This is a genomic window from uncultured Brevundimonas sp. (assembly GCF_963977465.1).
Taxonomy (GTDB): Bacteria; Pseudomonadota; Alphaproteobacteria; order Caulobacterales; family Caulobacteraceae; genus Brevundimonas.
In genome coordinates this window covers 272,527-285,631 of record NZ_CAXBOQ010000001.1, presented here as the reverse complement: position 1 = coordinate 285,631, position 13,105 = coordinate 272,527, and the positions used below count along the sequence as shown (strand labels likewise).

19 protein-coding genes are annotated in these 13,105 nt (G+C 66.2%); 3 read left to right on the top strand and 16 right to left on the bottom strand.

Annotation, left to right across the window (positions count from 1 at the left end; genetic code table 11):
• Window positions 1–67: 67 nt before the first annotated feature.
• The 6 genes from AAC067_RS01545 to AAC067_RS01520 form a co-directional block, all read right to left on the bottom strand.
• Complete coding sequence (locus tag AAC067_RS01545; protein ID WP_339928862.1) at window positions 68–1,057, bottom strand: hypothetical protein; 990 nt, start codon at window positions 1,055–1,057, stop codon at window positions 68–70.
• A 60-nt stretch (window positions 1,058–1,117) separates the two neighbouring features.
• Window positions 1,118–1,990: a twin-arginine translocase subunit TatC gene (gene tatC / locus AAC067_RS01540; RefSeq protein ID WP_339928860.1), complete on the bottom strand. Its 873-nt coding sequence runs from the start codon at window positions 1,988–1,990 to the stop codon at window positions 1,118–1,120.
• Window positions 1,987–2,583 (bottom strand): Sec-independent protein translocase protein TatB, encoded by a 597-nt coding sequence (gene tatB / locus AAC067_RS01535; protein ID WP_339928858.1) that lies wholly within the window; start codon window positions 2,581–2,583, stop codon window positions 1,987–1,989. The genes tatC and tatB overlap by 4 nt, the downstream gene beginning before the upstream one ends.
• A gap of 25 nt (window positions 2,584–2,608) precedes the next feature.
• Window positions 2,609–2,827, bottom strand: a complete 219-nt coding sequence (locus AAC067_RS01530) for a twin-arginine translocase TatA/TatE family subunit (RefSeq protein ID WP_339928856.1) — start codon at window positions 2,825–2,827, stop codon at window positions 2,609–2,611.
• Window positions 2,828–2,920: 93 nt separating this feature from the next.
• Window positions 2,921–3,316, bottom strand: a complete 396-nt coding sequence (locus tag AAC067_RS01525) for a type II toxin-antitoxin system death-on-curing family toxin (RefSeq protein WP_339928854.1) — start codon at window positions 3,314–3,316, stop codon at window positions 2,921–2,923.
• Window positions 3,313–3,540 carry an AbrB/MazE/SpoVT family DNA-binding domain-containing protein gene (locus AAC067_RS01520; RefSeq protein WP_339928852.1) on the bottom strand — a complete coding sequence of 76 codons (228 nt, stop codon included), beginning with the start codon at window positions 3,538–3,540 and terminating at the stop codon, window positions 3,313–3,315. Before AAC067_RS01520 ends, AAC067_RS01525 begins: the two co-directional genes overlap by 4 nt.
• A 60-nt stretch (window positions 3,541–3,600) precedes the next feature.
• On the opposite strand from AAC067_RS01520, the gene rnhA reads away from it, so the two are divergent.
• The gene (rnhA, locus tag AAC067_RS01515; RefSeq protein ID WP_339928850.1) at window positions 3,601–4,053 is read left to right on the top strand and encodes a ribonuclease HI; all 453 of its coding nucleotides are present in this window, start codon (window positions 3,601–3,603) and stop codon (window positions 4,051–4,053) included.
• Here rnhA and AAC067_RS01510 read toward each other — a convergent pair.
• The 6 genes from AAC067_RS01510 to AAC067_RS01485 form a co-directional block, all read right to left on the bottom strand.
• On the bottom strand, window positions 4,050–4,649 hold the full coding sequence (locus tag AAC067_RS01510; protein ID WP_339928848.1) for a TetR/AcrR family transcriptional regulator: 600 nt from the start codon (window positions 4,647–4,649) through the stop codon (window positions 4,050–4,052). The genes rnhA and AAC067_RS01510 overlap by 4 nt on opposite strands.
• A 76-nt stretch (window positions 4,650–4,725) precedes the next feature.
• Window positions 4,726–5,280: a carboxymuconolactone decarboxylase family protein gene (locus AAC067_RS01505; RefSeq protein ID WP_339928846.1), complete on the bottom strand. Its 555-nt coding sequence runs from the start codon at window positions 5,278–5,280 to the stop codon at window positions 4,726–4,728.
• A 164-nt stretch (window positions 5,281–5,444) separates the two neighbouring features.
• Window positions 5,445–5,903: an NfeD family protein gene (locus AAC067_RS01500; RefSeq protein WP_339928844.1), complete on the bottom strand. Its 459-nt coding sequence runs from the start codon at window positions 5,901–5,903 to the stop codon at window positions 5,445–5,447.
• Window positions 5,904–5,906: 3 nt separating this feature from the next.
• Window positions 5,907–6,935 carry an SPFH domain-containing protein gene (locus AAC067_RS01495; protein WP_339928842.1) on the bottom strand — a complete coding sequence of 343 codons (1,029 nt, stop codon included), beginning with the start codon at window positions 6,933–6,935 and terminating at the stop codon, window positions 5,907–5,909.
• A 192-nt stretch (window positions 6,936–7,127) separates the two neighbouring features.
• Window positions 7,128–7,463 (bottom strand): hypothetical protein, encoded by a 336-nt coding sequence (locus AAC067_RS01490; protein ID WP_339928840.1) that lies wholly within the window; start codon window positions 7,461–7,463, stop codon window positions 7,128–7,130.
• 58 nt (window positions 7,464–7,521) lie between these two features.
• Window positions 7,522–7,953, bottom strand: coding sequence for an NUDIX hydrolase (locus AAC067_RS01485; RefSeq protein ID WP_339928838.1), 432 nt, complete (start codon window positions 7,951–7,953; stop codon window positions 7,522–7,524).
• Window positions 7,954–8,054: 101 nt separating this feature from the next.
• Here AAC067_RS01485 and AAC067_RS01480 point away from each other — a divergent pair, with 101 nt between their 5' ends.
• A complete protein-coding gene (locus tag AAC067_RS01480; protein ID WP_339928836.1) occupies window positions 8,055–9,467 on the top strand; it encodes an FAD-binding oxidoreductase in 1,413 nt (470 codons plus the stop codon).
• Here AAC067_RS01480 and AAC067_RS01475 read toward each other — a convergent pair.
• From AAC067_RS01475 to AAC067_RS01460, 4 genes are all read right to left on the bottom strand, one after another.
• The gene (locus AAC067_RS01475) at window positions 9,464–10,564 is read right to left on the bottom strand and encodes a serine hydrolase (protein WP_339928834.1); all 1,101 of its coding nucleotides are present in this window, start codon (window positions 10,562–10,564) and stop codon (window positions 9,464–9,466) included. The two genes, AAC067_RS01480 and AAC067_RS01475, sit on opposite strands and share 4 nt — an antisense overlap.
• Window positions 10,565–10,633: 69 nt before the next feature.
• Window positions 10,634–11,437, bottom strand: coding sequence for a helix-turn-helix domain-containing protein (locus tag AAC067_RS01470; RefSeq protein WP_339928832.1), 804 nt, complete (start codon window positions 11,435–11,437; stop codon window positions 10,634–10,636).
• Window positions 11,438–11,537: 100 nt separating this feature from the next.
• Window positions 11,538–11,861 (bottom strand): hypothetical protein, encoded by a 324-nt coding sequence (locus AAC067_RS01465; protein ID WP_339928830.1) that lies wholly within the window; start codon window positions 11,859–11,861, stop codon window positions 11,538–11,540.
• A gap of 50 nt (window positions 11,862–11,911) precedes the next feature.
• Window positions 11,912–12,130, bottom strand: a complete 219-nt coding sequence (locus AAC067_RS01460) for a hypothetical protein (protein WP_339928828.1) — start codon at window positions 12,128–12,130, stop codon at window positions 11,912–11,914.
• Window positions 12,131–12,268: 138 nt separating this feature from the next.
• Here AAC067_RS01460 and yaaA point away from each other — a divergent pair, with 138 nt between their 5' ends.
• Window positions 12,269–13,045, top strand: a complete 777-nt coding sequence (gene yaaA, locus AAC067_RS01455) for a peroxide stress protein YaaA (RefSeq protein ID WP_339929752.1) — start codon at window positions 12,269–12,271, stop codon at window positions 13,043–13,045.
• Window positions 13,046–13,105 lie beyond the last annotated feature (60 nt).

The window sequence follows — 13,105 nt, the reverse complement described above, 5'->3', positions numbered from 1 at the left end:
GACTCCTGAGGGATGGTGCCCAGTCAAACGGCCACGCTCGCCGTCGGTTCCGATCGGGCACGGCGGTTCAGGCCGCCAGTCGGTCGATGAGGGGCTGCAAGGCCGGATCGGTCGTCGGCGCGATCTCCCTGAGGAAGGCGATCAGTGCCCGCTCATTGTCATCAAACTCGCCGTCGCGGCCAATCCGGTCGATCAGCCAGCGGGCCTCCTCGCCGTTCACGGGTGCCGCCGTCGATGCGGCCTGGGTGCGAGACTCAAGCCGCTCTTCGAACACGGCTTCGGCCGGATCGCGCAGGGCCCATTCGAGGGCGCGGGCGATCCAGGTCTGCCTGTCCGTCGCGGTCTCGGGGATCGGATCACGGGTTCGCTGAGCGGCCTCGGCGATGCCGTCGTCGGGATCCGCCAGCCAGCGTTGGCGACGCAGCGATTCCTCACGGTCCGGCGGTGCCCAGCCCGCGGCCGCGGTCACCGCATTGGCGACCGCGCGCATGAAGAAATCGGTCCAGCCCGGGTCGTTGTCGCGGCCCCGCGTAGCGTCGTTGAGGTCGAACAGGGCGGCAGCCTCCTCGCGGGTTACCGCCATCCGCCCCGGTCCGGACAGGGCAAACACCAGCCGCCGCAAACGCTGGACCTCGTCGGCCGAGATGCGGCCGTCATTCTCGACCACGGCGCGGGTGACCAGCGACAGACCAAAGGCGGACAGCGACGCCGGTGCTTCGTCCGCCAGTTCGAGCGCCCGCACCACCAGTTCCAGTTCGGTGCCGTTACGCACCCGCCGGTCGGCCCCGATCCGGGCGATCAGCCAGTCGGCCTGTTGCGGGGTGATGTAGCCCGACGGTTCCTGCTGGCGTACCAGCCAGTCGGTCATGGCTTCCAGGAAGAAGGCGCGCCACTCCGGGACCCGCTTTTCCGTGCCCTCGTCGATGCGGAACAGGGCCTCGACCTCGTCGGGCGTGACGGTGATCTCGTCGAACACGACACGCCGCAGGGCCAGCACGTCGTCGGTCCCGACGACGCCCCGCGCCAGAATACCGTTGCAAAGGTCAGTCAGGGCCATGAGGCGCACTCCCGTTTCGCGGGAGAGGCTAGCAACGGGTGGTTACGGCGGGCCTAACGCTCAGGCCGGTTCGGTCTTCTTCTTGCGCAGCTCAATCAGGCGCACACACCAGATGCTGACCTCGTAAAGCAGCACCAGGGGAACGGCCAGCATCAGCTGGCTGACCGGATCCGGCGGGGTGACTACGGCGGCGACGACCACCACGGCGACGATGGCGTAGCGCCGTCCCTGGGCCATCATCTTCGAATTGACGATCCCGGCCAGTCCCAGAAGGGTCATCACCACGGGCAGCTGGAAACACAGACCGAAGGCCAGCAGCAGGGCGGTAACCAGACTCAGATAGTCCGACACCTTGGGAAGCAGCTGGGCAGAGACGCCGCCGCCGGCGATCTGCTGGCTCAGCGAGAACCACATGACGAACGGCAACATGACGAAATAGACCAAAGCCGTACCCAGCAGGAACAACAGCGGTGCGGCGAACAGGAAGGGCAGGAAGGCCCCCTTCTCGTTGCGATACAGGCCCGGTGCCACGAACCGGTACATCTGCCAGGCCAGGATCGGGAAGGAGACGATGAAGGCTCCGAACCCGGCCAGTTTCATCTTGGTGAAAAGGATTTCCAGCGGAGCCGTGTAGATCAGCTCGACCATCTGCCCGTCGACGAACGGCAGGGCCTTGAGCCCGGCGGTGCCAAGGATCAGGTCCAACGGCGACACATGGGTGCCGGGGGCCAGATTCTGATGGAAGGCGGCGGCCACAGCGAACGGCTTGACCAGGAAGATGTAGAGCGGCTCGGCAAAGGCAAAACACAGAATGAAGCCGAGGATGAAGGCGATGACGCAGATCAGCAGCCGCCCGCGCAGCTCGATCAGATGATCCATCAGCGGGGCGCGCGAGGCCTCGATTTCGGACTCGTCCAGCTCGGGGGCGCTCACAGGTCCACCTTCTTCGCCCGGATGGTCTGCGACTTGCCGCCCGCCTTCTTGATCGATGCAGCGGCGGATTTCGCCTTCGTCCGGGGAGTAGGCTTAGGCTTGGCCTTGACCGCCGGTACCGGCTTCGGCTTAGGCTTAGGCTTAGGCTTAGGCTTAGGCTTAGGCTTAGGCTTAGGCTTAGGCTTAGGCTTCGGCTCTGAACTCGCCGGGGCCTCCAGCGGCGTCATCGCCGGTCCGGCATCGGGCCATTCGTCGGGAGCCGGCGTCATGGTCGGTACCGGGCTCGCGGCCAGGCCGGAGTCGAGATCCTTGCCGATCTCGCGGAAGGCGGCGTCGGCGTCGGCACCGAGGGCGTGGATGCCGTGGTTCGTGCGCAGGGCATCGACCTCCTTGCGCAGTTCGTCCAACTCGGACTGGCGCGCCATTTCATCGAAGCTGGCACGGAATTCATTGGCCATGCCGCGGGCCTTGCCCATCAGCTTGCCCAGCTTGCGCATCAGCGCAGGCAGGTCCTTGGGCCCCACCACAAGCAGGGCTACCAAGCCAATCACCAGAATTTCCATGCCACCGAGACCGGGGCCGAGACCACCCATGCGTCAGACTCCGACCGTCAGGGGGCTAGCTTTTCAGGTCTTCTTTTTCAGCATCGGTCCGCGGCAGCGAACTGGTGCCACCCGACGGGCCATCCTTGGCGTCGTCATCCTTAAGGCCGTCCTTGAACGCCTTAACGCCCTTGGCCGCGTCGCCCATCAGGCCCGACAATTTGCCGCGCCCGCCGAACAGCAGGGCCACGACGATAATCACGATGGCCCAGTGCCAAATGCTCAAACTGCCCACGTAACGCTCTCCTCAGACGGACCGACCCGGTCCGCGTCAAATCTGTCTCGCCATATAGGCCACCTGATGGCGCAACGCCAAATGAATGACGCGTCAGGTCGCCGCGCTGTTGGCGCGAATCCAGTCCGCGAGGCTCTCGATATCGATCTCACCAGCCGCGACGGCCTGCATGGTCCGGATCGCATCCACCGCATCCGGCTCAAGCGGCGCGCCGTTCAAGGCCAGAAACAGGATCATCGCCTGATAGGCCGCGCGCTTGTTGCCATCCACGAACGGGTGATTCGAGGCGACACCGACGGCATAGGTCGCCGCCAGCACCGCGAGGCTGGCTTCATTGTCATAGACGCGGCGGTGGATGGGCCGCTTCAGGGCCGAGTCGAGCAGGCCTTCGTCGCGCAACCCGACCGGGCCACCATGCAGCGCCAGCGTTCGGTCGTGCAGGGCGATCAGGGCGGCCTTTTCGAGCCAGACCGGCTCATAGGGGCTCATTTGGCCAGGGCGCGGAACACGTCGCGATGCGCGTCCATCAGGCTTTCACCCAGGGCGATCTGCTGCCGGACCTTGTCATCATAGGCTGAGACCCGCATGGACCCGTCCGGAGAGCGCGTCAGGTACAGGGTGTCGCCCTTGGTCGCGCCGAGTTCCGTCAGGGCCTCCTTGGGCAGGACGACGCCGACGGAGTTTCCGACCTGGGTGATCTTGAGCGCAATCATGGCTGGCCTCGTTTTCAGCACCCTATATAACATTCGTTATAACGAAATGCGAGTTTCCGCTTGTCTCACGTGATCATCCACACCGACGGTGCCTGCAAGGGCAATCCCGGGCCCGGCGGCTGGGGCGCGATCCTGCAGACGGGCCAGGGCCACGAGAAGACCCTGTGGGGCGGCGAGGTCCTGACCACCAACAACCGCATGGAGCTGACCGCCGCCATCATGGCGCTGGAGGCCCTGTCGCGCCCCTGCAAGGTCGAGCTGCACACCGACAGCAAATATGTGATGCAGGGCATCGACCAGTGGATCCACGGCTGGAAGGCGCGCGGCTGGAAGACGGCCGACAAGAAGCCGGTCAAGAACGAGGACCTGTGGAAGCGGCTCGACACCGCCCGCGAGCGGCACAATGTCCACTGGCGCTGGGTCAAGGGCCACTCGGGCCACGAACTGAACGACCGCGCCGACGCCCTGGCCAACCGGGGCGTCGACGAGGTGCTGGCGGCGAAGCGCGCCTAGAGCGCCCTGCCCGCCTGCAGGGTTTCGCGCGCCATGTCCTCAGCCAGGGCGGCGATGTCGGCCTGTCCCGTCCCCAGATGGAGTTCAAGGCGCAGGGCGGTGACATTGGCCTGGTAGCGGCGGGCCAACCGGTCGACATCCGCATCGGCCGGCAAGGCCCCCTCGGCCCGGGCCTGTTCGAACAGCCGGGCGAATTGCCGACACATGGTAGCCAGATGGGCGCGGGTCCGATCCGCGATAATCGGGTCGGTATTGCGGGTGTCGACCAAAGTCTTCGTCAACATGCAGGCCTGCCGGGCGGCGTCATCCGGGGCCAGGGTCGCATAGGAGCGGATGTGATCCGCCAGGCCTTCGAGGGGAGATGTCGCCCGGGCGATCTGGGCCTGAAACCCGGCCAGGGCGGTATCGAAATAGCGGTCCAGCGCCAGCAGATACAGGGTCTCCTTGCTGGAAAACGCCGCATAGATGCTGCCGGGCTTCATGTTCAGCGCCGCTTCCAGATCCTTGAGCGAGGTCGCGTGGAAGCCCTTGGTCCAGAACAGGGCCATGGCCGCGTCGAGGGCGGCGTCACGGTCATAGGGGGCGGCGCGCGTCATATCGCTCTCGGTATCTCCAGTGTGGCCGGACCAGGGGCCATCGGCGACCCGGCGCGCAGGCCGGGCCGCCGTTGCATCACGCTGCTTTCTGCCAGGCAAATTTCTCGAACGGCTTGTCGACCGGGGTCCGGGCCAGATGGTTGGTGTAGTTCGACATCACCTTCTGGGAATAGCCCAGAATGACGTCGAAAACGCTCTGCCGGGTAAAGCCGGCATCCAGGAACGCCTGCACCGAGGCGTCATCCACATTACCGCGGTCGCGTATCAGCTTCAGGGTGAAGTCACGCAGCGCCTCGAGACGGGCATTCGGCAGGGGAGTCTGATCGCGCAGGGCGTTGGTGATCGCGTCGTCCACGCCCATGCTTTTGGCGATGCCGGTATGGGCGGGAACGCAGTAGTGGCAGCCGTTCTCGACGTTCACCGTCTGCCAGACCACGGTCAGCTCATCGTTGTCGAAGCTGGAGGCCATGAACAACTCATGGACCCGCTTGTAGGCCTCCAGCAGACCCGGAGACTCGGCCATGACCGCGTGCAGGCCGGGGATCATGCCGAATGCGGCTTTCGACTCGGCGAGACTGGCCTTGCTGCCGTCGGGGGCGTTGGTTTCGTCGTACAGGGTGAAGTCGGTCATCAGTGGCTCCTTGGCGCGGCCCGGTCGGGCCTGTTTCGCGTGTTGCCGACTGCATATGGGTAGTTTGAGTGATCACTCAATAGCCCGATGACAAAAACTGCGAACCCATGTTCCCGGCCCCTTAGAAACCGATGTCCGGAAGGTCCGCCGTCGCGAACCGCCTTCTAGAGCGCCCGCACCTTCAGCATCGGACCGGCCACCGAATCGACGATCACAGTCTCGCCGGCCAGGGGCTGGGCTCCGTCGATCATCGCCGGCCATTCGGACCCGGAGATGAAGACCCGGCCGCGGCCGTCGATAAACGCCTCGACCACCTGGGCCTTGAGCCCGACCAGCCGCAGATCACGATCGTTGATGTCCGGCGAATCGCTCGGATTGACGCGCTGGATCAACCGGCGCGACAGCAGGGTCGAGACCACGGTCAGGGCGGCGAAGATGCCCAGTTCGATGCCGAACCCCCAGCGCAGGCCCAGCGCCGTTAGCACGGCCACGACCCCGGCCGAGACCGCCGGCCACAGCAGCCACTCGGTCGAGAAGGCCGCCTCGACGGCCAGCAGCAGGACGCCGACGCCCAGCCAGATCCAGAACGGCTGGGCGATGTAGAGATCGATGATCGGAGTCATGACCTACTCCGTCGTCGGCACCGAACCGCCGGGGCGGCGCGGAGCGCGGGTCTGGACGGGCGGAGCCGAACGGGTCGTGGCCGGAGCCGGAGCGGGAGCCGTCTCGCGACGTCCCTGCTGCGACGCCTGCTGGCCACGGGCCAGGCCGACCAGTTCGCCGATGCCGGCGATGGAGCCGACCAGCGCGCCCATTTCGGCGGGCACGATGACGGTCTTGGCCGTGGTGTTGCGGGCCAGTTCGCCGAAGGCCTCGACGTATTTCTGGGCGACGAAGTAGTTGATGGCGTTGACGTCACCGGCGGCGATGGCGTTGGACACCATCTCCGTCGCCTTGGCCTCGGCCTGGGCCAGACGCTCACGCGCCTCGGCGTCGCGCGAGGCGGCTTCCTTACGACCCTCGGCCTGCAGGATGGCCGATTGCTTGGCCCCCTCGGCGCGGGCGATGGCGGCCTGTTTCTCGCCCTCGGCCTCGGTGATGACGGCGCGACGCTCACGCTCGGCCTTCATCTGACGCGCCATGGCGTTGGTGATGTCGACCGGCGGGGTCAGGTCCTTGATCTCGATGCGGTTGACCTTGACGCCCCACGGCTCGGTGGCGGCGTCGATCACCGTCAGCAGGCGCGAGTTGATGTTGTCGCGTTGAAACAGCACCTCATCCAGATCCATCGAACCGACCACGGTCCGCAGATTGGTCGAGCACAGCTGGGTGATGGCATAGGGCAGGTTCTCGACCCGATAGGCGGCGGCAGCCGCATCCATCACCTGGATGAAGACGATGGCGTCGACCTTCACCATGGCGTTGTCCTTGGTGATGACCTCCTGCTGGGGCACGTCCAGGACCTGCTCCATCATGTTCATGCGCCGGCCCGTGCGCTCGATGAACGGGGCCAGGAAGGTGATGCCGGGCTTCAGGGTGCGGGTATAGCGACCGAAACGTTCGATTGTGAATTCACGGCCTTGCGGCACGATCTTGACCACGCTGAACAGCAGCACAAAGGCCAGAACCACCAAGGCGATAGCAAAATAACTCATGTCGTCCTCCAGTTGCGACCAAGGGTATCCCCCGGGCGGTTCCCACGCCACCGAAACCGGAATCGCTCAACATGACATCGCCGTAATGAATCGGGGCGGCCCCGCCGGAACCGCCCCTTGTTCATTGTCGCTCCAGGTCGAAACCGGAGCATTTTCTGAATCCAGATCGATTCGACCTGAAACAGGAACGGTCTAGCGGATGACCAGCTCTTCGCCGTCCAACTCACAGAAATTGACCCGCCGGACCTGAACCGAGTCGCCGTCATCGAAATCGGCGCGAATATCGTAAACGCAGGCCTCGAGGCCGTCGTCGATCGAAACGGTCATGCTTTCGCCGGCTTCCAGCACGTCCTCGCCGAGGATGTCCTCTTCCCAGTTGTTGGTCGACGGAACCGACAGATACAGCGTCATCATCGTGTGGCGCGTTTTATTGCTCAGCGTGAAGTCGACCGATTCCGTCTGGGCCATGGCCGCCGGAGCCAGCATCGCGGATACGGCAAGAGCGGCCAGCATTGTCTTGAAGTGCATTATGTTTTCCTTCCGGCCCGATGCCGAATAGACTCATCCTGCCCCAGGTTGGACGGATTCAGCGTCCCAAACTTGGGACGGCGATCATTCGGACAGCCTCGGCGATGACGCGGCGGGTTTCGGACCAGCTGACCAGGCCGTCGACCTCGGACAGGGGCACGAATCGCGCCTCCAGCGCGTCGTCGCCGGCCACAGGCTCGCCGGAGAGCCAGCGTGCCGCATAGTCGATCAGCAAGAAGTGGCGGCCCGAGTCCGGAAAGATGCCGTCGACCACGTCGATCAGGCCGGTGAGATCGGCCACCACCCCGGTCTCCTCGGCCAGTTCGCGCAGGGCCGCGTCCACGGCCCGTTCGCCCGGTTCGATCCGCCCGCCGGGCAGGCTCCAGCTACCCAGCATCGGCGGCTTGCCGCGCCGGATCAGCAGCACATGGTCGCCGCGCAGGCAGACGACGCCGACGGCGGGCACGGGGGCTGGCAGGGGCAACGTCATCCCTCCCCTCTAGCCGGTCCGCCCCGGACCTGTCGCCCCGATCCCTTCCCGACCGGCGATCCACTCTGGCGCAAGCCGAGCGGCCTTGGCACAACAGGAGCATGGCCTCCCCCTCCCCCTCGCCCACCGCCCTCGCCGCCCTGAAGTCCGCTGTCGGTGACGGCGGCTGGACCGACGATCCGGCCGAGATCGCCCCGTGGCTGACCGAGTGGCGCAATCGCTGGAGCGGTCACACACCGCTGATGCTGACGCCGCGCTCGACCGCCGAGGTGGCCCGGGCCGTGGCCGTCTGTGCCGAACACGGCGTCGCTGTGGTGCCCCAGGGCGGCGATACCGGACTGGTCGGCGGCCAGATCCCGTTCGGCGAGGTGCTGTTGTCGACGCGCAGGCTGCGCACGGTGCGCGACGTCACCCCGCTGGACGACGCGATGACGCTCGAGGCGGGCGTGACCCTGCTGGAGGCGCAGCAGACCGCCGCCGCCGTTGACCGGATGTTCCCGCTCAGCCTCGCCGCCGAAGGCAGCGCCACCATCGGCGGCGTCATCTCGACCAATGCCGGGGGCACGGCCGTGCTGCGCTATGGCGTGATGCGCGATCTGGTGCTGGGCATCGAGGCGGTCATGCCCGACGGGCAGGTGTTCAACGGCCTGAAGCGGCTGCGCAAGGACAATACCGGCTATGATCTGAAACAGCTGCTGATCGGGGCCGAGGGTACGCTGGGGGTGATCACTGCTGCCACGTTGAAACTGTTCCCCGTCATGCGTTCCCGCGCCACCGCCGTGGTCGGCCTTGACGACCCGGCCGCCGCCATCGACCTGCTGGCCCGCGCCAAGGCCGAGACCGGCGGCGGGGTCGAGGCCTTCGAACTGATGAAGCGGATCGGCATGGATTTCGTGCTGGCCAATATCCCCGACACGCGTGAGCCGCTGGACAGCACGCCGCCCTGGTCTGTGTTGATCGAGCTGGTTTCCGGCGAGCCCGGCGCGGCCGATGCGGCGATGGAGCGGCTGCTGACCCACGCCTTCGAGACCGGCCTGATCAGCGACGCCGCCATTGCCCAGAACGACGCCCAGCGCGCCGCCTTCTGGAAGGTCCGCGAAGAACAGTCGGCGGCCCAGAAGCCCGAGGGCGGCGGCTGGAAACATGACGTCTCGGTGCCCGTCTCACGCATCGCCGAATTTCTGGAAGAGGCCACGGCTGCGGTCGAACGCTTCCACCCCGGGGCCCGGGTCAGCGCCTTCGGCCATGTCGGCGACGGCAACCTGCACTACGACGTGCTGTGCCCGCTCGGCGGCGACCTGAAAGCCTTCCTCGCGCGCTGGGAGGAAGGCTCGCAGATCGTCCACGACATCGTCGCCCGCTATGACGGCTCGATCAGCGCCGAACACGGCCTGGGCCGGCTGAAGACCGACGAGGCACGGCGCTACAAGTCACCGCTGGAGATCACCACCATGCAGGCCATCCGGGCCGCCATCGATCCGCAGCGGATCATGAACCCGGCCGTGCTGTTCTAGGGAACCAGTGCAGCGAGCGCGTGCTCGCTGATCAGGGTGTCGGCGATGCCGTGCGGGTTGCGGACGTTATAGTTCTCGGTCGTCACCACCACGACCGCCTGCAGCGCGGGTACGATGACCACCTTGTTTCCCCCCGAACCGGCCATGGCCCAGGCCGGGTAGCTCTGCCCCTTGACCGTGTAGGCCGGCAGCCAGGTCAGATAGCCATAGTCTCCGCGATCCTCGCCGACCGAGGCGTGGGGCGTGGTCATCGCAGTCACCCAAGCCTGCGGCAGCACCTGACGCCCGTTCCAGCGACCGCCGTCCAGCATCATCTGTCCCAGTTTGAGCAGGTCACGACTGCGCAAACCCAGGCCGCCGCCGCCCTGGGCCAGACCAGTCGGCGAGAACTGCCATTCCTCGCCGGAAATGCCGAGAGGGGTGAACAGCACTTCGCTGGCGAAGGTCGGCAGGGGCTTGTCCGTCGCCGACTGGACCACGGCCCCCAGGGTGGTCACCCCGGTCGTGCAATAGCTGAACGACCGGCCATAGGGGGAATCCTCCGGCCGGGGGATCCAGGCAGGGAAACCGCGGATCGGCAGGTCGAAGGCGAATTTCACCCAGTCCTCGATCAGATACATCCGCTCCTCATTGCCGCGCGAGAACTGGTTCTGGTCGTCGCACTCGAGCAGCGAGCTCATCGACAGCAGGTCCTCAACCGTAATCTGCGCCTTGCGCGGGTCAGGATTGTCGAACGGCCCGTAGCTGGCGATGAACGGCATGACCGGGGCGTCGACACCGCTGATCGAGCCCTCCGCGATGGCGGCCCCGATCAACATGGCGGTCACCGTCTTGGTGGCCGAGCGGGTGTTGCGCCGTCCCTCGGCCCCGGCGTCATCGAAATAGGCCTCATGGACGACCTGACCGTCCCGGGAGACCAGCACGCTGGTGATCGTCTGGAACTCACCGGCCCGCACCGCCGTGTCCATCCGGTTGAAGGCGGCGGCGGTCGCGGTGCCCTCCGCAGGGGCGACAATCGGCCAGTCATTGGCCTGTTGGGCCAAGGCGGGCGCGGCGGCGAGCAGGGACAGGCAGGCGGCGAGGACGAGATTACGCATGAGACACTCCGGTTTCACCGGTTCAATGGCGCCGTTGGGACCCCACTGTCTTGAACCCGTGAAACATTCTCAGGCCAGGGCGGCCGCGCTGGTCATCGGACTGACGCCATAGATGCGGCCATGCTCGCGGGTCATATGACTCTGGTCTGCATAGCCGGCGGCATTCGCTGCCTCGACCGGGCGAAGCCCCCGCGCCAGCGCCGCCATGGCGATGTCGGCCCGGCGGCGGCGGATCGCATCGCCCGGGCTGATCCCGAAACACTGTCGGAAGGCGCGCGCGAGATGCACGGGGTGGACGCCGACCGCCGCCGCGATGCCGCGCACTTCCAGCCCTTGATTGCCGGCGAGGTCGGCAATCATCACTCGCGCGGTTTCGAGCCAGTCAGGCGGAGCCCCCCGTCGTGCCGACGAGCGCCGGGCGGCGACCGCGACCATGGCCAGCGCGTGGTCTTCCAATGCCAGTTCGTCGCCCGGGGCGAAGCGGATACAACCCCCGACCAGTCGGCGCACTGCCGCCGTCGAAACCACGTCATCCAGCAGGACGGGCAGATCTCCACCGATCTCAGAGGTCACAGGGATAGAAACGGACAGGAAGCGTCCGCCCGCCTCGTCGAAACAGTCCTGATGGGTGGTACCGGGTGGATTGTAGATGAGCCCCCCTGCCCTGATCGGGCCACCGCGCCCGTCCTGTCCCGCAAGACTGCGATATCCCTCGTCGAAGGGCAGGATAAAATGGGCCTCGTCGTGGGCATGCTCAACGACGGCCTCAGGCGGCAGGGTGGCGATGCGCAGCTCGACACAAAACCCGCCACCTGAGACGGACTTCCTCAGCGCGCCGAGGAAGTCCCCGCGCGCCAGTCGTCTCTGCGTCATCGTCACGACTCCCGGGCCAGTGGGACCGGGAGCCAGTTAACAACAATCGCTCCCGAGGTTCAATTCGCCATCAAACAGGCCGCGGAGCCGGCAAAGGGCGTCAGTGGCCCCGGCGGGTGTCCTGTTTGCCGAACTCGCGGTCCAGCGCCGTGGTCATCTTGCGCAGCGCACCGCTCACGGCCTTGTCGGGGGTGGCCGCGTGATCGGTGACGGTGAGCGGGCCCTGACCCTGTGGGCGGGCCTCCATCATGCAGCGGGTGTCGGCGGGTCCACTGTGGCCGTTGGCCTCATCGCCGATATGAACCTCGAGCCGGGTCAACCGGTCGCCAAAGCGCGACAGGCCGGCGCGGACATCCGCTTCCACTGCCGAAACCAGGGCCTCGCGCCCATCGATATTGTTCGCCGTGTTGATCTGAATTTGCATGGTGTTTCCGTCGTTATTGAGAGGGATTCGTCTGTCGTTCCGAAAGGCCGTCAGCGGACCTTGCGGGACCGTTCCAGCACGGGGCGTTGCCCCTCCGCGCCGAACGCGCCCGAGGGGGCGATGCCGCCGCGCGGGGTCGCCGTCATGCCCTCGTCCGCCGTCCGGCCGGGATCAGGATGGGACGGGTCGGGGGCAGCGGCCTTCAGGGCCATCGCCTTCTCGGCCAGGTCCTTCTGGGTCTCGGTTGGGGTCTCTTTGCCCTTGGTCATGGAACGCGCTCCTTGCTGTGGGGATACAGGATCAACCCTCGCCATCCCCAGGTGTTCCGGCGCAATGACGTCGCACCCCCGGTTCAATTCGTCGTCAAATCCGCCTATGTGACGGCCCTCGCCGCCCGGAGCCTCGCCTTGCTGATCGTCCTGTCCCCGGCCAAGCGGCTGGATTTTACCGACGTCGCGCCGTCGCTGCCCGCAACTACCCCGCGATTCGCCGGGGAGACGGCCACCCTGTCGAAGGCCACCCGTCGACTGACCCGGGCCGACCTGCGCCGGCTGATGTCGATCTCGGACAAGTTGGCCGACCTGAACCGCGAGCGTTTCCAGGCCTTCGATCCCGAGCCAGCCGACGATCTGGGCGTGCAGGCCGCCCTGGCCTTCGCCGGGGACACCTATGAGGGTCTCGCGGCGCGCGATCTTGATGCCGCCGGCCTGGCCTGGGCCCAGGACCGGGTGCGCATTCTGTCGGGTCTGTACGGCCTGCTGCGTCCGCTGGACCGGATCCAGCCCTATCGGCTGGAAATGGGCACCCGGCTCAAGACCCGGCGCGGCGGCAGCCTGTATGACTTCTGGGGTGACCGTATCTCGCAGCAGCTCAATGCCGACGCCGAGGGTCACACCGATCCCGTCCTGATCAATCTGGCCAGCCAGGAATATTTCGGAGCCGTCGACGCCCGGGCCCTGAAACTGCCGGTGGTCACCCCGCATTTCCGCGAGGAAAAGGACGGCGAAAGCCGCATCATCTCCTTCTTCGCCAAGAAGGCGCGGGGCGGGATGGCCCGCTTCGCCATCGACGAGCGTATCGACCGCAGCGAGGGTCTGAAGGCCTTTAACCGCGACGGATATCGCTTCGACAAGCTTGCCTCCACAGCCACTGACTGGATATTCACCCGATCAGGAAATAACTGATCCGGACCTGTCGCCTTCGCGACCGCGAAAGGCTAGGCTGACTTCTCAAGACAAGACGGA